Genomic DNA, 21387 nt, shown 5'->3' with positions numbered 1-21387 from the left:
GGCTCAGGCTCCCAGCAGGCTTTGGCCGCACACGCGCACGACCTGGCCGTTGACCCCGCCCGACGCCGGGTGCGCCAGCCAGGCAATGGTTTCGGCCACATCGATCGGCTGCCCGCCCTGGGACATCGAGTTCATGCGCCGCCCGGCCTCGCGAATCATCAACGGGATTTTGGCGGTCATCTGGGTCTCGATAAATCCAGGTGCCACCGCATTCACCGTCACCTGTTGCGCCGACGCACGCGGGGCCAGGCCTTGCACCAGGCCGATCACGCCGGCCTTGGAGGTGGCGTAGTTGCTTTGCCCGAGGTTGCCGGCAATGCCGGAGATCGACGACACGCACACGATACGTCCCCCCGGATTCAGGCCCTGGCTGTCCAACAAGGCACTGCTCAGGTGCAACGGTGCTTCGAGGTTGACCGCCAACACGCTGCGCCAGGCCGCTTCAGGCATCTTGGCGATGGTCTTGTCGCGGGTGATCCCGGCGTTGTGCACCACCACATCGAAGGCACCGTATTGGCTGACATGGGCATGCAACTGGGCAGCGGCGTCCGCTGCCGTGATGTCCAACGGCAGCGCCGAACCGTCCACACTCGCGGCCGCCTGTTGCAGCGAGTCCTGGGCCTGGGGCACGTCCACGCAGACCACATGGGCGCCCTCGCGGGCCAGGACCTGGGCGATGGCCAGGCCAATGCCTCGGGAAGCGCCGGTGACCAGCGCGCGTCGGCCGGCGAAGGGTTTGTCCCAATTGACGGCGACCGGCCCATCCACCGGTTTTTCCAGGCGCACCACCTGCCCCGACACATAGGCCGAACGCCGCGACAGGAAGAAACGCAGGCTGCTGTCCAGTGCGTCTTCCGCTCCCGGCGCCACGTACAACAACTGCACGGTGATCGCCCGGCGCAACTCCTTGGCCAATGAACGTACCAGGCCTTCGAGCGCACGCTGGGCGATGGCCTGGGGCAACTCGGTGCAGTGTTCCGGCGCGGTGCCCAGCACCACAACGCGGCCGTGTTGGCCCAGGCGTCTGGCGTTGGCGTGGAAGAACTCATAGAGCTCGTCCAGTTGTTGCAGGCCGGTTATGCCGCTGGCATCGAACACTGCACCCTGCACCTTGACCGTGGACGGCGCCTTGAGCGTCGCCGGGGTGGCGGTGACCGTGTCGGTGGCGCTGAACACCTGTTGCACCTGCGCAGCCAGGCGCCCTGCCCCGGCGAAAATCACCGGGTTGGCCAGGCCAGGCTGGCCGCTGCGATGGCGCTGCAACGGCACGGGCTGAGGCAAGCCCACCACCTGGGCCAGGCGACGGCCCCAGGGGGAATTGACGAACGATAGGTAGCTGTCACTCATAGATAGATCCACTCACCACACAAACTTGCCGTGTAAACCCGGTTTGTGTGGGAGGGGGCTTACCCCCGATAGCGGTGTGTCAGACCACAGGATGGGTATAGACAAATCGCTATCGGGGGCAAGCCCCCTCCCACATCAGTTGACCGGGGCGTTTTCACCTTGGGCGGTTCGGCGTTTGGGCATAGGTTCCAACGCCTGCCTGCGCTGCTGCAACGCCTCCAGCAAACCGAAGTCCTGGGGGAAGTCATCCACCTGGATAGCGTGGTCGGCGTATTCCACATAGCGCGCCAGCAAGGCATCTTCGTCGTCGCTGATCAGGTCCAGCGCCCGCGCCTTGACGCGCCAGGCGGTGAAGGCCGTGGCGGCGATCGGCATCGGTTCGAGCAGACCTTGCCTGATGGCCGGCTTGAGCCGGGCGTCGATCAACTCCACCTGCGGCAGCAGGCGGAAGCCCAATTCGCCGTAGGCCAGCTTGTCGATTTCCGGACGTGGAATGTAGGAGTTGGCCAACAGGCGGTCGCGGGTTTCGCCGGGGGTCTGCACCACATCGGCCACCTGGGCCAGCAGCCGATCCGAAGGTTTGCGCAGCGCAATACCGAACGGGAACGTCAAGCCACGCAGCACCGCCGCCGCCGCTGTGGAGGGGTAGTTGTCCAGCACTTCGGCGAGGGCTTCATGGGCACGCAGCAATGCGTCCTGTGCCGCCCAATGCACCAGCGGCAGGTCTGCCTGGGGCCGGCCGTCGTCCTCGAAGCGCTTGAGCACGCAGGACAGGATGTACAGCTGCGACAGAATATCGCCCAAACGCCCGGTGATACTTTCCTTGCGCTTGAGGGCACCGCCCAGCACGCCCATGGAAATATCCGAGATCAGCGCCAGCACCACCGACAGGCGATTGGCCTGGCGATAGTAGGACGCCAGCACCGGGTCGGTCTTGGCCGGTGCGGAAATCAGGCGCCCGCCGGTCAGGGCATGTACCGCCGCACGTACGGTGTTGGCCAATACAAAGCTCACATGGCCGAACATCGCGCTATCAAAATCTTCCAGCGCCTGGCGCCGGTCCGGGTTGCGCGCCGCCTCCATTTCGCGGAACACATAGGGATGGCAACGAATCAGGCCCTGGCCAAAGATGATCAGGCAGCGCGTCATGATGTTCGCGCCTTCCACCGTGATGGCGATGGGGCTTTGCTGATAGGCACGGGCCAGGAAGTTATTCGGGCCCATGCAGATGCCCTTGCCGGCGACGATGTCCATGCCGTCATTGACGATCATCCGCGCGCGTTCGGTGACGTGGTACTTGGCGATGGCCGAGATCACCGAGGGTTTCTCACCGGCATCCAATGAAGCCACCGAGACCTTGCGCACCGCATCGCAGGCATACAGGTGCCCGGCCATGCGCGCCAGCGGCGCCTGCACCCCTTCGAACTTGCCGATGGGCAAGCCGAACTGTTTGCGCATCGCCGCGTAGGCCGTAGTGCCGCGCACCGCGACCTTGCCCAGGCCGACATTGGCCGATGGCAGGGAAATCGCGCGGCCGGCGGCCAGGCATTCCATCAACATGCGCCAGCCGTTGCCGACTTGCTCGCGGCCACCGATCACCCATTCCAGCGGGATAAACACATCCTTGCCGGTGGTCGGGCCGTTCTGAAATACGGCGTTGAGCGGCCAGTGCCGGCGACCACTATTTACGCCGGGATGGGAGGTGGGGATCAGGGCACAGGTGATGCCCAGCGAGCCTTTCGGCCCCAGCAATCCGTCCGGATCTTCCGCGCGAAACGCCAGACCGAGCACCGTGGCGATCGGTCCCAGGGTGATATAGCGTTTGTCCCAGGTCACACGAAACCCCAGCACCTCCTGGCCTTCATGGGTGCCTTTGCAGACGATGCCCAGATCGGGAATCGCCCCGGCATCGGAGCCCGCATACGGGCTGGTCAGGGCAAAGCACGGGATGTCTTCGCCCCGGGCCAAGCGTGGCAGGTAGTAATTGCGCTGGGCATCGGTGCCGTAATGCAGCAGCAGTTCGGCCGGGCCCAGGGAGTTGGGCACCATCACCGAAATCGCCGCCGCCGAGCAGCGCGTCGACAGCTTCATCACCACTTGGGAATGGGCGTAGTGGGAGAAGCCTTTGCCGCCGTACTGCTTGGGAATGATCATGCCAAGGAAGCCGGCGTCCTTGGTGTACTGCCAGCCTTCGGGGGACATGTCCTGCCAGACCTGGGTGGTTTCCCAGTCGTTGGCGATGTCGCAAAGGGTTTCCACTTCATTGTCGAGAAAGGCTTGCTCCTCGGCGCTGAGGCTCGCCGGGGCCGCTTGCAGCAGGCGCTGCCAATCGGGCTTGCCGCTGAACAGCTCAGCGTCCCACCACACGGTGCCGGACTCGATGGCGGCGCGTTCGGTGTCGGACATCGCCGGCATGATCGTGCGAAACAGATTGAGGGCCTTGCCGGTCAACAGCGCGCGGCGCAGCGGTTTGAGGCTCATCAACAACGCCGGCAATACCACCAGCACTGCCGCGACGGTGGCGCCGAAAGCCGCCACCCCATTGAACAGGTAGCCCGCTGTCAGCCAGATCAGGCCAGCGCCCAACCACAGGAGGGCGGCAGCTTGTCGATACGCCAGGGCAATCGCGGCTGCGACACCCACCAATAACCAGATAACCATGGGGATACCTCTACTCGATTCAGGGCGTGGTTTACGTGCGAAAGGTCGGATCGACCTGCGGCGTAAAGCCACACTACAAACTTGGAAAGCTAAATTCAAATTTTGTTTTGAAATTTTTATTTAATTCTTTAGCCAAAGAAATGTCGACTGAATGATTCAGCCTGATGGTTGAGTGGTTACGAAATCGAAACGGAGCGCGTAGGCGCCCCGTCGATGCATGACCGGTGTGAAACCGTGCAGAAAGATGCGCTGACGGCAGGTTTACACCGGTACTGCACCCGGCAGTGGCGCGTCAGAACTCGTAGGTTAATCCCAGGCTGACCACGTCCCCGTAAGCATCGGCCTTGCCATCCAGAGTTGCCCCACCCAGGCGATCCTGGTTATGCGTTTGCAGCTTGGCCTTCTCTACAAACTGGTGGGAATAGGACCCGTCGATACCCAGGCCGGGGATGGCGCGGATTTTGTAGCCAAAACCCAGGGAGGTGAAAATCCGGTCACCGTCCGGGATACGCGGGTCGCGGGTGGAGTTACGCGTCGGCGTCTGGTCCGTGGCCACACCGGCGCGCAGGGTGAAATCGTCGGTGAGCTTGTAGTCACCGCCGAGGGACACCATCCAGGCATCCTTGTAGTTATAGGGAATGGCGACAATGGTCGTACCCTCAGACTTCAGGGTCAGGTCCTTGAACGACGACCATTGGGTCCAGGTGACGCTGGCGCCGAGGGTGAATCGGTCGGTGAACTGGTGCACCCAGTCAACGGAGGCGTTGGCTGGAACGTCCAGCTGAGCAGAGGCTTTTGCGCCGTTGGAATTAAGCGTAAGTCCCGGGTAGGCCTGAGAGGGAAGCCCGGAATCAATCAATCCCGTGGAAATCGGATCGGCATAAATGCTGTACTTACCCTCCAGTTTGTTTTTGATCTTGGCGTGGTAGTTCAGGCCAATAGTGTCCTTCGGCGTGGGCTTCCACGCCAGGCCTGCGAACCAGCCAACCGAAGTATTGTCGACCTTCACACGCATTAACGTGTACCCCGCACCGGATGGAAATGGCACGCCGATGTTGGGCGAAAGGGCCGCAGCGGAAAGCAGGTCGACGTTCTGACTGACAAACCCTTTTGTATGCTGAACGATGGCGCCGGCGCCTACGGAGAATTCGTCATTGACCTTGAATGACAGGGAGCCGGTCACGCCCACTGTTTCAATCCGAGTATCTACGGCAAAGTCCCGACCGACCCAATCGTCATCCCACGTGGTGCGCGCGCCCATAGGCACGACCTGGCTCAGACCGAAGGCGAAACGGTCACCGAGCGGCATCACCATGAAACCGGTCGGCAACCAGGCGGTGAACCCGCCTTGGCCGCCGTCACCGGTGCGGGGCACAGAGCTTGTCTCACCCGTCACGGGGTCAATGGTCACTTTGGCAGGGTCATTGCCAGCGTAATCTTTGGCGGTGCCTTTATACTTGATGTTGATACGCGCGTAATCGACGTTGAATTGTGCAATGTTGTGATCAATAAACGCCATGGCCGCGGGGTTGTTATAGGCCGATGAAGGATCATCTTTAAACATTGAACCACCACCAAAGGCGCGGCCCCACCCTTCTGCCCCGAACGTGGGTGTCGCAAAACCACCGGCGTGTGCAGAAGTAGCGAACACCAGCCCACCGACTACCGCAAGTCCTAACAAGGTGCGAGCGTGTTGTTTTTTATTATTCATTTACCACTCCTAATTATTGTTATCACCGCGACCAACGGCATGTCTCGAACAACAGGCGTTGCAACGCTTACAACTTCCTTTATGGTGAAACCCACTAAGGAACAATATCCAAATACCAGAACAACACTTCTAATGAGACCAGCGTACAGCTCCCCGACAATACCTGGCTCGAGGCATTCAATTGGCGAAATGAACCCGTCCACCCAGCGGAAAGCGTAGAGGGCCCACAGGCACTTTGAATCACCCCAGGGCCGAATATTGAGAACTGCACATTCGACATTGTCACACCCGCAAGACTGGTGGCTGACAGTGTCCAAGGTGTACTGCCAGTACGCGTGTACTGACATAACGTATTCGCACCTGAAATCACGCTATTAGTAATGCTGACCGTGCCATCCTGCGACACTTGGCCACTCATGCGAATGTCGCACTTGATAGGAATTTGCAATGACGAGGGCGACTTAAGCGTCAGCGTACCCGTAATTGAACCAAATGGTCCCACCGGTGAAAATGTTGCCCCCATGCAGACGGAAGATATTAAAACAACTACCAACATCGATACCGTCTTACAGGCACACCGAATCAGCGCTTGCATAACATCTCCTGTGGACACTTATGGTCACCCACTCTGCTGTTGGGGCCACCCAACAGGCACCTTATTCAAGGTGCCTGTCTTTCAATGGGTGATCAGCCCTTTGTCCTCAAGACTGCCTCAAGGAACAACAACAATAGGCACTCCACCGGCACCCACTACGGTCACGCTCAAGCTTTGAACGGTGCAACTTCCGGACAAAGGCTGGTTGGAGGCCGTCAGCACCTTAGTGGTGTTGTTATACCCAACGGTGATTGTGGACGGGCCACAGTTCGATGGGATAACACCTGAAGCGGTAATGTTGTAACCCACGTTGGTAACGTTGCCCACGGCGGTCGGAGCCGTCAGGCTTGTAGCCGTTAGCGTCCATGGCTTATTGGTGGTCTGCGGCAGGTTACACAGTGAATTACTGCCACCCACGACGACATCGGTGATTTTCCCAAGGCCACTGCCATCGACATTCCCGGTAAAGGTCACACTGCACGTCACTGGAATCTGGATCGACGACGGGGATTTAACCGTGATCGAACCCGTGGCGGTAAAGCCTGTATTAATTGGGCTCAGGCTGACAGCATTCGCCATCGAAGCAGCACCCATGCAAACAGCCAAAGCAGACAACGATACGAGGGTTTTCAAACTTTTCATTGTTTTTCCTCACATGTTATGGCGAATTCATTTCGCCGGGGGGTAATGGCCATGAACGAGAGGTCACGGTGAAACTGCAGAACTTCCCTTTCCAGCCAAATTTCAATTCAATTACCGCAGCACGTTATTCAACAACTTTGAAGTTCGGCGGCATCTTGATCGACACCGTCTTGATCTTGCAGTCTTCGCCAATGGGCACATTGGCGGCTTCCAACTTGCCGGTGGCGTTATCCCAGGTGCCATCGGCGGTAGAAGGCCCGCACTTGCCGCCCAGGCCGAAGGCGTGAACATCCACACTGATTTTCGACATGGAACCGCTCCTGGTATCTTTGGCAACCAGAATCCACGGCAAGTTGATGGCTTCGACCCGACTGCACTTGAGGCCGCCGTCGAATTCGACTTTGTCGACATTGACCGAGGAACCGTCCGCAGCGACCTTGCCAGCCACCTTGATGGTGCAATCGGCGCTGATCAGCGCGCCTTTGGAGAAGCTGATCGGGCCCTGGGCGGTAAAGGCGCTGCCCGCCGGTTCGATACGCGCGGCCTGGGCCTGGTGATAGGCGATCAGGCCCAGCACGGCCAATACGATATGGGTGGTGAACTTGGCAGGTGATTGCATGGTGGATGTCCTTCCCTTTAATTATTGTTGTTCGGGTCAAAGCACTTTCTCGGGGCGATAAAATCCTGCGCGGCAATCAGGCCCCCGAGTACACAACAACACTCAGTGTTACCTCAGATCAAAACGGCTTGGCACTGCCGCTGTACTTCTCCAGGTACTTCAAACGCTGTGAAGGTTGAAGATTGGTCAGGGTGATATCCCCGGCATAATGATTAAGCACTCGATGATCCATGCGCCGCCGCCACAAGTACGGTACATAGGCCCAGACAATCATGCTCGCGTAACCATAAGGCAATTGCGGCGACTCATCGAAGTGGCGCAACGACTGATAACTGCGCGTCGGGTTGGCGTGGTGATCGGAGTGCCGCTGCAGTTGGAACAGAAAGATATTGGTGACAATTCGATTACTGTTCCAGGAGTGCCGAGGCGAACACCGTTCATAACGACCGTTGGGCAACTTCTGGCGTTTAAGGCCGTAGTGCTCCACATAGTTCACCACTTCCAGCAACGAGAAGCCGTAGATGCCCTGGATAACCAGGAACGGAATCACCGCTGCCCCCAGCCAGGCAATCATCGCCCCCCACAACACCACGCTGTACATCCAGGCGCTGAGTACAGCATTTTTCCGATGCCAGGCCGGCAGGCCGAGTTTGCGCAGGCGCTCGCGCTCCAGGTTCCAGGCCGAGCGAGCACTGAACCACACCGAGCGTGGCAGGAAAGCCCAGAAACTCTCACCCAGCCGCGAGCTGGCCGGGTCTTCCGGCGTGGCGACGCGCACATGATGGCCGCGGTTGTGCTCGGTATAAAAGTGCCCGTAAAACGTCGGCGCCAGGGTGACCTTGGCGAGGAACACTTCCAGGGCATTGGGCTTGTGCCCCAATTCATGGGCCGTGTTGATCGCAATTCCAGTGGCAGCCCCCGTGGACATGGCCATGCCCAGGTAGGTAAACCAGCTTGGTTGACCATGCAGTTGCGCACGCTCAGTGATGTAGCCGGCGACGTGGGCCAACCAGCTGGAAGGTTCGAGGTTGGCGGTGGCGTGCAGCAGGCCGCCCCGGATGATCCAGTCGATGCCGTCGGCGGCCAGCCATCCGGTAATCACCACCGACGAGATGACGAACAGCACGCCGGTGTAGACGATCCAACGGTAATAACTTTGGGATTCAAGGTGGTTGACGGCGGATTCGGGCGGGTTGCTGATGTCTTCGCCGAGCAGCCCGTCGATCAGGGGGATCAGGCCAAAGATCACCAGTACACCGACCCACCACAGTTGCTGGATGCCAGTGGCAATGGCGAGTGCGCCGGACAACAGAGGGGTGGCCAATGGCAGGATGCCCAACCACCACAGGTGGCGCTTGCCGTCGGTCCAAACGCTTGGCGCTGCCAGAGTCTGGTTCATGGCAGCCTCCTTGGCAGGCAGGCGGTCAACAGGTTCAGGGAGCGCTGGATGCTCCGGGAAATCAACCATGCGATAAAAGACGTTTTTTTCATTTTTATTCGCTCTTAGGCATTTCAAAAATCATTTCAAAATAAATATTGAAATATTTTTTTAAATAAATAGCGCGGAATCGTTAGGTCGTCAACTACTTTTTCGAGGCCTTTTTTACGTGACTGAACAGTCTGTTTTTCAGCCGTTTGGTCAGGTCTCTAGGGCAGGCATTTGCGACGCTCGACCCGGCGATGAGGGCCACGATTATTTGTTCGCCAAGGCAAAGGGCGGATGCAGGACCGTGGCCGTTTCCACCGGGCGCACGCGCTTGGCCACGTGCAGCACGGCCTCGACCACCCGCGCCGTGGCGGTGATCGGCAGCATGTGGCCGCGCCCTTCCACCACTTGCAGCTTGAGGCCGGGCACTTTATCGGCGAGGGCCTGGCCATGCCGGCGAAAGTCCAGCACCTTGTCCCGCGCGCCATAGATCAGGCCGATGGGCAGGGTCAGTTGGGGGTAGCGCTTGACCATCCCGGGCAGGCAGTCGTTGACCAGCGCAATCTCGCTGGAGGCGGCGTAAAAATTATCGGGGCGCATCCCCAGCAAGCCGCCGCCCCGGGTGGCGAAGTCCTCGGGAGCGGCGTCCGGCGCAAACACGCCCTTGACCACTGAACGTCGAGTCAACAGGCCCATGGGCACGGTGAGGGTATTGGCCACAAAACGTCGCAACCACGCCGGTCGCACCGCCAGCGACCAGAACACCAGCGGCAACCTGGGTTGGGGATGGGTCAACGGTGCCACCAGCACCAGCCCCGATACAGCCTCGGGATGATCGAGGGCCAGGGCCAGGGAAATCGCTCCGCCGAGGGAATGCCCGAGCACCAGGGGTTTGTCCAGGCCAAGCTGGTTGATGAAGGCCGCGACTTGCCGCGCCTGGGCCGGCAAGTCCGCAGCGGTACCTTTATGCCGCGTGGAATACCCCGACCCGGGACGGTCGAGGGTGATCACCCGGAAGTGCTCACGCAACTGGCCGGACAAGGCATAGGTCAGGTTGCGACTGCTGCCCATCAGCCCGTGGATCATCACCAGGGGTGGTCCCTTGCCCTCTTCCACATAATGAAAGCGCTCGCCATTCACCTCCACGAAGCGCCCGTTGATCGGAACGGCGGCTTCGATGCGCCGTGTCATCCAGGCGCTGAAACCCCATAGCACCGCACTCGCCCCCACCAGCACACCTGCAGCAATCACCCATTGCACAGCCATAGCTCGTCCTCAGCTTCCCTGTGACCGGCGACCTGACCGGAATTGATCAAGGCCTCGGCCAACGTCCACACCCTGGACCTGAACGGCGTGCGTACCACGCTCGTCCGTCGGACAAGTCGCACATAAGGCACAAGGTCCTAGCGTAGGCGCTATTTTCAGGTAGATTATTTAAAATCTTTTTTAAAATAATTAATTCAATTTTTCTTTGCAATGGTGTTCTATCTAAAAGACACAACAAAAACAGGAGCCCATCCGATGCCCATGAAGGACCGCCTATGAATGCCCACAGTGATTCCATCGACATCGCCATCATCGGTTCAGGTTTTGCCGGCCTGTGCATGGCGATCAAGCTCAAGGAAGCGGGGTTCACCGACTTCTTTATCGCCGAGCAGGCCGACACCCTCGGCGGCACCTGGCGGGACAACCATTACCCAGGTTGCGCCTGCGATGTGCAGTCCCATGTGTATTCGTTTTCCTTTGCGCCCAACCCGGACTGGACACGTCAGTTCGCGCCGCAAGCGGAAATCCGCGCCTACCTGGAACACTGCGCGGTGCGCTTCGGATTGGCGCCCTACCTGCGTTTCGGCATGGGCCTGAAGCGCGCGGTGTTCGATGAACAGCTACAACGCTGGCAGTTGAGCTTCAGCGATGGCCGCCACGTCAGTGCGCGGGTGCTGGTGTCGGGCATGGGCGCCCTGGCACGCCCGGCGCTGCCGGAGATTCCAGGGCTGGACACCTTCAAGGGCAAGCGCTTCCACTCCCAGCAGTGGGATCACGCATACGCCTTGAAGGGCAAGCGCGTGGCGGTGATCGGCACGGGGGCCAGTGCCATCCAGTTCGTGCCACAGATTGCGCCGCAGGTTGCGCACCTGGATCTGTTTCAGCGCACTCCACCGTGGATCATGCCCAAGCCGGATCGCGGGATTTCAGCGTTCGAACGCTGGCTGTTCAAGCACCTGCCTGTTACCCAGCGCCTGGTGCGTGGCGCCTTCTACTGGGCACTGGAAGGCCGTGTGCTGGGGTTTGCGCTGCATCCGCGGCTGATGAAAATGGTGCAGAAAGTCGCCCTGCGCCACCTTCGCAAACAAGTACCGCGCCCTTCCCTGCGCAAGGCTCTGACGCCGGACTACACCATCGGCTGTAAGCGTGTGCTGATCTCCAATGACTACTACCCGGCGCTGTCGCGCAGCAATGTCGAGGTGGTGACCGACAAAATCCTGCGCATCGAAGCCGACGGTGTGATCACCGCCGACGGTATCAAGCACCCGGCCGACTGCCTGATTTTCGGCACCGGCTTCCAGGCCACTGACCCGCTGCCCCGGGACTGCATCATCGGTCGCGACGGTGTGGACCTGATGGACACCTGGCGCGACGGTGCACACGCCTATAAGGGCACCACGGTGCCGGGCTATCCCAACCTGTTTCTGATCATCGGGCCCAACACCGGCCTGGGCCATAACTCGATGATCCTGATGATCGAGGCGCAGGTGACCTACATCCTCGACGCGCTCAGGCAGATGCAGCGCCATCGCATCGCCACGGTGGACGTCAAACCGACGGTGGAACAGGCCTACAACCGTCAATTGCAAGACCAACTCAAGCGCACCATCTGGAACACCGGCGGTTGCCAGAGCTGGTACCTGGACCCACGTACCGGCAAAAACACCACCCTGTGGCCCGCTTCGACATGGCGCTTCAAGCGAGTCACCCGGCAGTTCGCACTCAAGGACTATGCGGTCGACCTGTTGCCCCTCACTGTTCCCCCCCGCCCGGCCACGGCGCCCCACTCCACCGCAGAAGGCAGCCTCTCATGAAGTCATTCAACGGCCGCGTGGCGGCGATTACCGGCGCGGCATCCGGCATGGGCCGCGCATTGGCCCTGGCACTCGCGCGCGAAGGTTGCCACCTGGCACTGGCGGACAAAAACACCCAGGGCCTGGAGCAGACCCTGGCACTGATCAAGACCTCAACCCTGGCGCCGGTGACGATTACCACCCAGGTGCTGGATGTGTCCGACCGCCAGGCCATGGAGGCTTGGGCGGCGCGCTGCGTGGCCGAGCATGGCCAGGTCAACCTGGTGTTCAACAACGCCGGCGTGGCCCTGTCGAGTACGGTCGAAGGCGTGGACTACGCCGACCTGGAGTGGATAGTCGGCATCAACTTCTGGGGCGTGGTCCACGGCACCAAGGCGTTCCTGCCGCACCTCAAGGCCAGCGGCGACGGCCATGTGATCAACACGTCCAGCGTGTTCGGCCTGTTTTCCCAGCCCGGCATGAGCGGTTACAACGCGACCAAATTCGCCGTGCGCGGTTTTACCGAAGCCTTGCGCCAGGAGCTGGACCTGCAACGCTGCGGCGTCTCGGCCACCTGCGTGCACCCCGGCGGCATCCGCACCGATATCTGCCGCAGCAGCCGCATCGACGCGAACATGACCGGTTTCCTGATCCACAGCGAACAGCAGGCCCGCGCCGACTTCGAAAAACTCTTCATCACCGATGCCGACCAGGCCGCCAAGGTGATCCTGCAAGGCGTGCGCAAAAACAAGCGTCGCGTGCTGATTGGCCGTGACGCGTATTTCCTCGACCTGCTCGCCCGTTGCCTGCCGGCCGCCTATCAAGCGCTGGTGGTGCTGGCCAGCAAGCGCATGGCCCCCAAGCAACGCAGGCCAGTGTTTGAAACCAACGACAAGCCCCGTCTTTGAACAGGAGCACGAATCATGTTGCCGATCCGCCGCGACCTCCACTTTGCCCTGCCCGCCGAACGCATCACCGACTGGCACGAACAGGGCCCGTTCATCACGCATTTCTTCAATGCCTTGTCGCTGCTGTTCCCCCAGGGCGAACTGTTCTTCATGGACAGCGTGCGCCACTACCGCCAACGCATCGACGACCCGGCGCTAAAGAAACAGATCCAGGGATTTATCGGCCAGGAGGCCATGCACAGCCGCGAACATGTGGCCTATAACGACCTGATGCAAGCAGCCGGGCTTCCGGCGCACACCCTGGACCGTCGGCTTAAATTCATCCTCGATCTGCAGAAGAAACACTTCGCACCGTCGTTCAACCTGGCGATCACCATTGCCCTTGAGCACTATACGGCGATGCTCGCGGAGATCCTGCTGAGCGACCCGTCGCGCTTTGGCGACTCACTCAAGGGCTATCAGCAGATGTGGTATTGGCACGCTCTGGAAGAGACCGAACACAAGGCCGTGGCCTTCGACGTATGGAACACGGTGATCAAACCCGGGCCCAAGCGTTACCTGCTGCGCACCGGGACCATGCTGACCACCACGGTGTTTTTCTGGCTGGTGGTGCTGGATTTTCATGTGCGTCTGTTGATTGCCGACCGCAAGGCGGGTGGGCACCTCAAAGGCTTCTGGCGCATGTTGAAATTTCTTTATGGCCCCAAGGGCGTTTTCCCGCGCATGCTGCGGCCGTGGTTGCACTATTTCAAACCCGGCTTTCACCCCTGGGATCACGACAACCGTGCACGCCTGACGGGTATCGATCGCTTGGTCGAGGAGATCGAACAAACCCAACGCGGCTACTAGACCTGCGCCATGGCCACACGTTGGCGCACAAAGCTTTCCAACTGGTCTCCCGGCAGTGCCTTGCTGAAATACCAGCCCTGGATAATCAGCTCGTCGCCGGTGTTCAAGAAGGCCAACTGCTCGGCGGTCTCCACGCCCTCCACCACCACGCCCAGGTTCAGCGCTTCGCAGAAACGCAGCATGCCAGTCAGGACCTGGGCGCCCTTGGGATCGTGCTGCGCCACCACGAAACTGCGGTCGATCTTGATAAAGTCCACCGGGAACTGGTGCAGGTAACTCAAGGCCGAAAACCCGGTGCCAAAATCATCGATATAGACCTTGGCGCCGATGGCCTGCAATTTCTGGATGTTCTGGCGCGTGGCCGGGATATCACTGACCAGTGCATCTTCGGTGATCTCCACCGACACCTGGCCGTGGGCCTGGGCGAGGATCGCCACCAGGCGCTCGCCGTAGGCGGCGTCGGTCAGGGTGGCGCTGGAAATATTGATCGTCATCGGCAGGGTAAAGCCGAGTTTCTGCCACTTCTGGTACTGGCGAATCGCCTGGGATGCCACCCACATATCCACGTCCGGCATCAACCGCGCCTGGGCCAGCCATTGCAGGAACTCCCAGGGCGAATGCACCGTACCGTGGGCGTCGCGGGCACGCATCAGCGCTTCGCAACCGGTGCACAGCCCGGTGCGGGTCGAGACCTGCGGTTGGTATTCAAGATAGAACTCATAGTCGCTGATCTGCTGGATGCGGCTCAGTTCATTGGCCTGGCGCAACTGGATCCGGTGCGACGCCAGCACGGGGTCAAGCTCGCGCAGCCGACCTTTTTCTTCCAGGCCGTGAAAGGTCATGTCCAGGGACTTGAGGTACACCGTACCGCCTTCGGCGGGCTGGCGATGGATCGCGCGCACATAGGGCGCATACACCAGCGTGCCCAGGCCCAGTAACCCCAGTTGCAGCACCACCGCCGCCAGGTCGCCATGGGTACTGAGGTAGGCATTGAGCAGTATCGGTGCGGTGAACGGCACACTGGCGACCGCCGGCGACACCCAACCCACCTGCACCACCGTCAACGCCACCATGGCATTGATGGCGGGCACTAACAGAAACGGTAGGAACAAGCGCGGGTTGAGAATGATCGGCAAGCCGAACAGCAGCACCTCGCTGACGTTGAACAGCGAGAGCGGCAAACTCGCCATCGCCACCAGGCGCATGGACTGGCTCTTGGAAAACAGCAGGATCGCCAGCAGCAGGCACAACGCACCGCCCGAGCCGCCGATAAAAGCAAAGCTGCCCAGCAAGCCGCTGTTCAATACATACCTGATCGGCTCGCCCGCCGCCGACGCTGCGCTATTGAGCACCACGGCCTGGTCCAGTACATCGAACAGCGGCTGCATGGCGTACACACCGTGGATCCCGAAAAACCACAGCAATGAGTTCATCAGGGTCACGAACAAACCGCTGCCATAGGGCGACTCCAGGGCATCCAGTACCTGAGGCCCCTGAAGCTGCGCCACATACGGAACCTGCAACAGCGAGGACAACACCGCCACCAGCAACAGGGCCGTGATGAGGCCTGGCACCACCATATTGATCGTGCCCCTGAGGTTGTGCCCCACCAGGTCCTCGTTGACCAGGCGGGTCCAACGGAAACGGTGCAGCCAGGCAATGGCCGGCACATTGAGCAACGGTGAGGCGATAGCGATGAACAGCACGAACGTCGCCGAGGCCCGAGGGTATTCGCGCAGGATAAACGTCGCCACCACCACATGGGCCAGGCACAGGAATGCCACCGGCAGTTGTGGCAGGCGGTGCTGGATAGCCAGCATGTAACCGATGGAAGCGGCGACCAGCAGCGGGATCACTGAGCTGATCTGATTGTGCAGCCCGGCCAGGAATGTCACCACCTGTGGGGCGAAGCCCAGTGCTCGGGCGCACTCGGACAGGATCAGAAACCCTGCCGACACCAGCAGGCAGGGCAGGATCCACAGCAGCCCTTCACGGATGGCACGCAATGACTCGGTACTGGCCAAGGCCGCCAGGCGCTGAGTAAGGAAAAGTTTGAATAGCGTTTGCGCCATGCCCCATCCCTCTGCCATCGCTCTCTGCCCCCAAGGGGCAGGCCCAAAAAACCCTTGTCACGCTACACGCCCTGATGCCGTGAGCGAAAGACTTTTGCCACACTACCCGTCATTATTCCAAATCAATTTAGGCCCTTGTGGACGATTGGCGCTCCAACGCCGAGAACCTGCCCAGGGCCCCGATACCGTTCCCTTTCAGGAGTAAACCTTTGACCCCACCTGGCGATAACCACCAGCGCGCCCTGGATAGATTCCTGAGCGAACATCCGGACGTGGCTCTTGAACTCAACACCCTCAACCCGCTTGCGGCCCAAGCCAAGGGCGAAACCCTGGCGCAGTACCGCGATGAACGCCTGCATGAAGCCTTCGAAGCCGAAGCCGAGCGCCAGGGCCTGTTTGCCTGGGAATTGACCCTCAAGCTGACTGCGGACTCCCGCGAAGCCTTTGAGGCCCAGCGTCTTGAAGTACACAAGGAAGTGGCGCAGATGGCCGGCCTGAGCTGGGCCGAGTACTGTCAATTGCATGACTTGCCCGGCTGAACCCGCAACGGCAGGTACCAGTGCCGCCGCCGGCCATCCAGCGCTTCGCGCAACTCGGCGACGGAAACGCTGCGCCGCTGCGGATCCATGGCCAACGCTGAGTGCAGCGCCGACCAGCAATGCCTGGGCAATCGGCGCGGCCGCGGCAGTGGTCGATCGGGCTGGCGCTCACCCAGGCGCTGGCCCTGGGCCAATTCATAGATCACGCAGGCCGCGCCATACAAATCGGCGCCCGCTGACAAGCCTCCACCCGCCATCAGTTCCGGCGCTGCATACGCGGGCGTCCAGGCGTTCAAACGGCTGCGGTTCAAGCCCGGCAGCCCGGCTGTCTGCTGCACCTTCGACCGGCCCAGGCCGAAATCGAACAAACGCACTCCCTGCTCACCCACGATGATATTGGCGGGCTTCACATCGCCATGAAGAATGCCCTGCTGGTGGGTGTACGCCAGCGCGTCCAACAGCTGCAAGGCCATGGGCTGCAGTTCCTGCCAGGGCACTCCTTGTGGACATTCCATCAACAGCCGATCGAGGGTCATGCCGTGCAGCAACTCCATGGTGAAGAATGCCACCTGGTGCAGCGTGTCGACTTCGAAGGAAAACACCCGCACCACATGCTCATGCCGCAAGCGGCGTGTGAGGGCAAACTCGCTGTACAGCAGTACAGGGGCGTCAGGGCACGCGGAAAATGTTTCGTCCAAGCGTTTCAGGGCCACGCTGGAGGCGGGCTCACCGAACGTCTCGTGCAGCAGGTCCCGAGCGCGATAGACCACTCCCATGCCGCCTGTGCCCAGCTTGCGTTCAAGCTGATAGCGCCCGGCAAGCAAATTCGTCGAGCTTGCCTCCTCGCTCATGGCTGGATCACGACGGCCGTAAGGTCATCCCGCGCCGGCCCGCGTAACACGTCGTTGAACAATCGCTCCACCACCCGCCATGGTGTGCCTACGCTCATGGCGCTGCCCAGCTCGCCATGGCTGAGCCCCTGGTACAGGCCGTCGCTGCACAACAAAAATACATCCCCGGGTTGAGTACTGAGCTCCAGTACTTCCAGACTCAGTGCCTGTCGGGCGCCGATCGCACGGGTCAAGGCCCTCGCGCCCGGATAGACCCGGGCCTGTTCCAGGCTCAACTGCTGCGTATCCATCAGTTGCTGCAACACGGTATGGTCACGGGACAGCTGGTACAGCCGCTGCCCGCGCCAAAGATAGCAACGGCTGTCGCCCACCCAAATGCAGGCCGCACGCTGGTCTTCGAGCAACAGTGCAACCACGGTACTGCCCATGATGCCCGCCGGACCGTCGGCCGGCGCAGTCGGCACCTGCCCCAGCTGGCTGTCGAGCCCGCGCAGGCAGCGCCGGACGGCCTCGACACGCTGATCAAAACTGCCCTGATCCGGCAGCGATGCAAGACTGCTGATTACCCATCGGCTGGCCACATCCCCGGCCTGATGGCCTCCCATTCCATCGGCGACCGCCCAGCACCCACGCTGGGGGCAATCGAGAAACGCATCCTCGTTGCGCGAACGCAACTTGCCTTGAACCGTGCGCCCGGCGCTGCGCCAGGTGTGCGCCGTGTTCACAGTTGCTCCGGCAGGCGGAAGGTGCGCCATGCCACCATCTGGAACGGGCTCGGGTTGCGCTGGCTGGTGAGCAGGTAATTGGCGCGCAGCCCGGCCAGGTCGGCCTTGAGAATGTGCGCATCCCTGCCATTTGCCGGCTCACTCTGCATCAGGTCGAAGAAGCGGAACAACGACCACTCGCCGCTGTTTTTTTCGATCCCCAGCGGTCGCTCGGCACCCCGTTCCAGCACCAGGCTGCTGCGGCTGCCAGGCGTCTCGCCTGGCCAGTGGAAGGCCACAGGCACAATCGGCCCATGACGGTATTCCAAGTGTTGGTCACCCACTCGCAGGATCGCCCGGCTGACGGCTTGATCGAGACTGTAGGGCGCCAAGGTGAATCGAACAGCCCATTCACCCTGTTCCTCGGTGAAAAAGCCTTGCCGAATCATCTGGGCCCTGGCCAGTTGGTCCAACAGCGAGCGCGATATCGGCAGGCTGCGACCGTCCAGGCCCCGCAGTCGATACCGGTTGCCATCAGCGCTGATAAAAGGCCGCAGGTACGTTTCATAAAAGCGCGCCATGGAACCTCGAGGTTTAAAAAACGTCTGGAAATCGCCCAGGGCAACGTCACTGGTAGCATGCGCATTGAACGGGTAGCGACGCTGGATGGCCCTGGCGTAAAAACCATAGAGCTCGCTTTGGTAACGCTGGTTCACGTAGACATAGGTGCCATCAAGCAGATGACGCCAGGCGTGGTCGGCAATGTCTTCGAGCCAGCCCTTGAGCGGCAGCGGCAAGCGGGCGGCGGCATTACGCAGATTGGCCAGAAGAGGCTGCTGCCCTTCCATGCGCTGCTTGACCCATGTAAACGCTGCCTGCTCCGGGGAACTCTCCCGGCTCAGCGACGACAATTGCAGGTGTAATTCATCGAGCAGCCGCAATGCCTGGGTCAGTTCAGCACCCGGGTTCTGTTCTTCATCAAGTAGCAGGTGCAGTGGTTCGAAGCGGCGCTGCAACGCACGCCGGGCCGTGTCAGGCAGCATCTGGCCCTGTAACGGTTTGACCAACGCACCGGACACCGTTGCACTTGACTCGCCGGCCTGCTGGCTCAGCACCTCGACCCGATCATGGATCGATAACAGCCGAGTGTTTTCGCGAACCTGCTGCAACAGGCGCATCAACGCCGACTGGGCGGATATCAGGCTCGCCAGTTGGTCGGCGCTGTGCCGCAGACTGTCACTTTCCTGCAGGCGGACACGACCGAGGGCGTCACTCCAGGCATCGGCGTACTCACTCAAATAACGCTGTTCCAGTGCCTGCAGCAACCGGCGCATATCCATGGCGCTGAGGTCGGTACCTTCCCCAAGTACCCAGTTATCCTGGGCAATGGCATTGACCAGTGCAGGGCCCTGCTTTTCGAAATACTGCTGGTACCTTTTGGTGTAGAAACCGGGTATGGGCGGCTCAAGGTTGGCGAACACGCCGCCATCGGCCAGTCGCAGAGGCTCCAGGCTGCGGGCTTGTTCACGCAGTGCACGGTAGACCACCTCTGCCAGCGACTCGCCGCGTAATGCCTGGCGGGCCTGGGCCACCAGTGTATCGTTCAACGGGGCTGCGAACGGTTGCTCCAGTAATCGCCCAAGGTGTTCGTTCAAACGCGTCTGCGTCGAAGTGTCCCCCGCATAACGCGCAGACCAATGGCCTGCCATGTACTCCGCCAACCACGCGTTATCACGCCGTTCGCGCAGGTTGAGCATCAGGTACGCCCGCAAGCTGTCCAGCAACCGCTCGCGCTCGCCAAGGCTGGCCTGCACCTGTTCTTCAAGCAGGGTTGCCACGTGCGGCAGTAACTGATGGCGCAGGCTCTCGTGATAGGCATCGGTCAATAACGGACGACTCACCTGCCCTTGATACAAGCCGGCTCGATCAACCCAGCGGACCTCAGTGACCGGTGGAAACACGCGGGTCGCTGCCAGACGACTGTCCAGCAGCGCCAGCAATGCCTGGCTCTCGTCCGTATCGGGTTGAGCAGGCACAGGCGTGTTCAGCGCCTGCAACTGCATCAGACGCTGATGATTGAATGAATAACTGTGCCCCCATAGCCACCCCGCCATACCGATGACCAACGCCGTGGCCAGCGCCAGCCCTCCTTGGCGTCGATGCAGGCGGCGGCGCTCAGGAGTATGCAGCCCGGCAAGATCGGCCTCGGCGAAGATCACCCGGCGGAACAAGCCCTGGACAAACTGCGAGCGCGTATCGCCCACGTTCGCACACGTCAGGTAGAACCCTCGCAGGCCATTGATACGCTGATAGCGCTGAGCGGAAAACGCCGTCTCGACAAACAGGCCCAAGCGGTCGCCCAGGCGTGCGACCTGCCGAGGAAAATCCAGCATGCGATCGCGGCGCTCGCCGCTACGCTCCTGATGCAAGCGTGGGATCAGCTCCGCCGCCAGGCGTTGGAGCAGCGCCTCGAAGGCCTCGCGCACCTGGGCAATGTCGGTTCCGGACGTGCCCGCCACCAGGTGCCCGCCCAATATATCTTCCGTGCCGTCGCCCTGCTGCGCATCAAAGAACTCGGCGAACCCTGACAAACGGTCGGCCCGGGTCAACACCAGATAAACCGGCACATCCACATGCAGCGTCTGCTGGATGTCCTGCAAGCGGGTATGGACATGACGCGCGTGGAGTTCCAGGTCATGCTCATTGCCCCCCCAAAGCGTATCCACCGACAACGTCACTACAACGCCGTTGAGCGGGCGAGCCCGACGGCGCGACCTGAGCAGACCGAGCAGCGTCGACCATCCCGCCGCATCCACCGTACGGTCAGGCTGGTCCAGGTAACGTCCGGCAGTCTCCAGCAGCACGGCGTCATCGGCGAAGTACCAGTCGCAGTAGGCCGTTGCACCTGGCGTTGGCGACTCGGCCCGATCGAGTGGGAACTGCAATCCATTGGCGGCCAGCAGATGGGTCTTGCCACTGCCTTGGTGGCCGATCAACAGGTACCAGGGCAGCGCATTGCGCCAACGCTCACTGCGTTCACCGTAGCGGCGGGAGGTTTTCAGGGTTTGCAGCGCCTCCTTGAATCGCCCGCGTACCTGACTCTGCTCATCGTGGATCAGCCCCTGGCGCTGATGATGCGCCTGGTGTTCCGGCTGGTTGAGCCGCGTGGCGCGCCGTGCGCCGACCACCACCATTGCCAGTCCCCACAGCAGGAACAGGCCACAGATGGTCAGCAAGCGAGCCGTCGCGCTTTGCCAGAACCGATGGTCATCCACCGCCAGCAATGGTCCGAAAAACCACACCAGCAATGCGCTGGACAGCACCAGCAACAGGCTCCATAACCAAATCTTGCGCAGCATCGTGCCCGCGCCCTTGAAGAATGCGTTCATTCATTGCTCCCAGCG

16 protein-coding genes are annotated in these 21387 nt (G+C 61.0%); 4 read left to right on the top strand and 12 right to left on the bottom strand.

Features of this window, described 5'->3' with window-relative positions:
• Positions 1–3: 3 nt before the first annotated feature.
• From AC07OT_RS27755 to AC07OT_RS27720, 8 genes are all read right to left on the bottom strand, one after another.
• Positions 4–1347: a 3-oxoacyl-ACP reductase gene (locus AC07OT_RS27755; RefSeq protein WP_495109573.1), complete on the bottom strand. Its 1344-nt coding sequence runs from the start codon at positions 1345–1347 to the stop codon at positions 4–6.
• Between the two features lie 135 nt (positions 1348–1482).
• Positions 1483–4008, bottom strand: coding sequence for an acyl-CoA dehydrogenase (locus tag AC07OT_RS27750; protein WP_495109572.1), 2526 nt, complete (start codon positions 4006–4008; stop codon positions 1483–1485).
• A 292-nt stretch (positions 4009–4300) separates the two neighbouring features.
• The gene (locus AC07OT_RS27745; RefSeq protein ID WP_115488182.1) at positions 4301–5719 is read right to left on the bottom strand and encodes an outer membrane protein transport protein; all 1419 of its coding nucleotides are present in this window, start codon (positions 5717–5719) and stop codon (positions 4301–4303) included.
• Between the two features lie 94 nt (positions 5720–5813).
• Positions 5814–6314, bottom strand: a complete 501-nt coding sequence (praB, locus tag AC07OT_RS27740; RefSeq protein ID WP_413771014.1) for an alkane oxidation protein activator PraB — start codon at positions 6312–6314, stop codon at positions 5814–5816.
• A 117-nt stretch (positions 6315–6431) separates the two neighbouring features.
• Positions 6432–6956, bottom strand: a complete 525-nt coding sequence (gene praB, locus AC07OT_RS27735; protein WP_115488183.1) for an alkane oxidation protein activator PraB — start codon at positions 6954–6956, stop codon at positions 6432–6434.
• Positions 6957–7080: 124 nt separating this feature from the next.
• Complete coding sequence (gene praA / locus AC07OT_RS27730; RefSeq protein ID WP_495102340.1) at positions 7081–7575, bottom strand: alkane oxidation protein activator PraA; 495 nt, start codon at positions 7573–7575, stop codon at positions 7081–7083.
• A 118-nt stretch (positions 7576–7693) separates the two neighbouring features.
• Positions 7694–8974 (bottom strand): alkane 1-monooxygenase, encoded by a 1281-nt coding sequence (locus tag AC07OT_RS27725; RefSeq protein WP_495109571.1) that lies wholly within the window; start codon positions 8972–8974, stop codon positions 7694–7696.
• Between the two features lie 294 nt (positions 8975–9268).
• Positions 9269–10267: an alpha/beta fold hydrolase gene (locus AC07OT_RS27720; protein WP_495102342.1), complete on the bottom strand. Its 999-nt coding sequence runs from the start codon at positions 10265–10267 to the stop codon at positions 9269–9271.
• 275 nt (positions 10268–10542) lie between these two features.
• Here AC07OT_RS27720 and AC07OT_RS27715 point away from each other — a divergent pair, with 275 nt between their 5' ends.
• The 3 genes from AC07OT_RS27715 to AC07OT_RS27705 are packed head-to-tail and all read left to right on the top strand — an operon-like array spanning position 10543 to position 13817.
• Positions 10543–12081, top strand: a complete 1539-nt coding sequence (locus tag AC07OT_RS27715) for a flavin-containing monooxygenase (RefSeq protein ID WP_495109570.1) — start codon at positions 10543–10545, stop codon at positions 12079–12081.
• Positions 12078–12968: an SDR family NAD(P)-dependent oxidoreductase gene (locus tag AC07OT_RS27710; RefSeq protein WP_495109569.1), complete on the top strand. Its 891-nt coding sequence runs from the start codon at positions 12078–12080 to the stop codon at positions 12966–12968. Before AC07OT_RS27715 ends, AC07OT_RS27710 begins: the two co-directional genes overlap by 4 nt.
• Before the next feature lie 15 nt (positions 12969–12983).
• Entirely contained in the window at positions 12984–13817 is an 834-nt protein-coding gene (locus tag AC07OT_RS27705) for a metal-dependent hydrolase (protein ID WP_115488189.1), read from the top strand.
• Here AC07OT_RS27705 and AC07OT_RS27700 read toward each other — a convergent pair.
• Positions 13814–15889 carry an EAL domain-containing protein gene (locus AC07OT_RS27700; protein ID WP_115488190.1) on the bottom strand — a complete coding sequence of 692 codons (2076 nt, stop codon included), beginning with the start codon at positions 15887–15889 and terminating at the stop codon, positions 13814–13816. The genes AC07OT_RS27705 and AC07OT_RS27700 overlap by 4 nt on opposite strands.
• A gap of 209 nt (positions 15890–16098) precedes the next feature.
• Here AC07OT_RS27700 and AC07OT_RS27695 point away from each other — a divergent pair, with 209 nt between their 5' ends.
• Entirely contained in the window at positions 16099–16428 is a 330-nt protein-coding gene (locus AC07OT_RS27695; protein ID WP_065941999.1) for a DUF6388 family protein, read from the top strand.
• On the opposite strand, the gene AC07OT_RS27690 is transcribed toward AC07OT_RS27695, so the two are convergent.
• The 3 genes from AC07OT_RS27690 to tssM are packed head-to-tail and all read right to left on the bottom strand — an operon-like array spanning position 16404 to position 21372.
• Positions 16404–17279 (bottom strand): serine/threonine-protein kinase, encoded by an 876-nt coding sequence (locus AC07OT_RS27690; protein ID WP_495109568.1) that lies wholly within the window; start codon positions 17277–17279, stop codon positions 16404–16406. The genes AC07OT_RS27695 and AC07OT_RS27690 overlap by 25 nt on opposite strands.
• The gene (locus tag AC07OT_RS27685; RefSeq protein WP_495102346.1) at positions 17276–18004 is read right to left on the bottom strand and encodes a PP2C family protein-serine/threonine phosphatase; all 729 of its coding nucleotides are present in this window, start codon (positions 18002–18004) and stop codon (positions 17276–17278) included. The genes AC07OT_RS27690 and AC07OT_RS27685 overlap by 4 nt, the downstream gene beginning before the upstream one ends.
• Positions 18001–21372: a type VI secretion system membrane subunit TssM gene (tssM, locus tag AC07OT_RS27680; RefSeq protein ID WP_495109567.1), complete on the bottom strand. Its 3372-nt coding sequence runs from the start codon at positions 21370–21372 to the stop codon at positions 18001–18003. Before tssM ends, AC07OT_RS27685 begins: the two co-directional genes overlap by 4 nt.
• Positions 21373–21387 lie beyond the last annotated feature (15 nt).

The organism is Pseudomonas sp. GW821-FHT09C10, assembly GCF_059418085.1.
The sequence above is the reverse complement of the archived record's forward strand: the minus strand, read 5'-3'. Positions and strand labels throughout refer to the sequence as shown.

Bases quoted from the DNA above. Each gene is read 5' to 3' on its own strand.
- AC07OT_RS27755 (WP_495109573.1), bottom strand. From the start codon at position 1,347: ATGAGTGACAGCTACCTATCGTTCGTCAATTCCCCCTGGGGCCGTCGC.
- AC07OT_RS27750 (WP_495109572.1), bottom strand. From the start codon at position 4,008: ATGGTTATCTGGTTATTGGTGGGTGTCGCAGCCGCGATTGCCCTGGCG.
- AC07OT_RS27745 (WP_115488182.1), bottom strand. From the start codon at position 5,719: ATGAATAATAAAAAACAACACGCTCGCACCTTGTTAGGACTTGCGGTA.
- praB (WP_413771014.1), bottom strand. From the start codon at position 6,314: ATGCAAGCGCTGATTCGGTGTGCCTGTAAGACGGTATCGATGTTGGTA.
- praB (WP_115488183.1), bottom strand. From the start codon at position 6,956: ATGAAAAGTTTGAAAACCCTCGTATCGTTGTCTGCTTTGGCTGTTTGC.
- praA (WP_495102340.1), bottom strand. From the start codon at position 7,575: ATGCAATCACCTGCCAAGTTCACCACCCATATCGTATTGGCCGTGCTG.
- AC07OT_RS27725 (WP_495109571.1), bottom strand. From the start codon at position 8,974: ATGAACCAGACTCTGGCAGCGCCAAGCGTTTGGACCGACGGCAAGCGC.
- AC07OT_RS27720 (WP_495102342.1), bottom strand. From the start codon at position 10,267: ATGGCTGTGCAATGGGTGATTGCTGCAGGTGTGCTGGTGGGGGCGAGT.
- AC07OT_RS27715 (WP_495109570.1), top strand. From the start codon at position 10,543: ATGAATGCCCACAGTGATTCCATCGACATCGCCATCATCGGTTCAGGT.
- AC07OT_RS27710 (WP_495109569.1), top strand. From the start codon at position 12,078: ATGAAGTCATTCAACGGCCGCGTGGCGGCGATTACCGGCGCGGCATCC.
- AC07OT_RS27705 (WP_115488189.1), top strand. From the start codon at position 12,984: ATGTTGCCGATCCGCCGCGACCTCCACTTTGCCCTGCCCGCCGAACGC.
- AC07OT_RS27700 (WP_115488190.1), bottom strand. From the start codon at position 15,889: ATGGCGCAAACGCTATTCAAACTTTTCCTTACTCAGCGCCTGGCGGCC.
- AC07OT_RS27690 (WP_495109568.1), bottom strand. From the start codon at position 17,279: ATGAGCGAGGAGGCAAGCTCGACGAATTTGCTTGCCGGGCGCTATCAG.
- tssM (WP_495109567.1), bottom strand. From the start codon at position 21,372: ATGAACGCATTCTTCAAGGGCGCGGGCACGATGCTGCGCAAGATTTGG.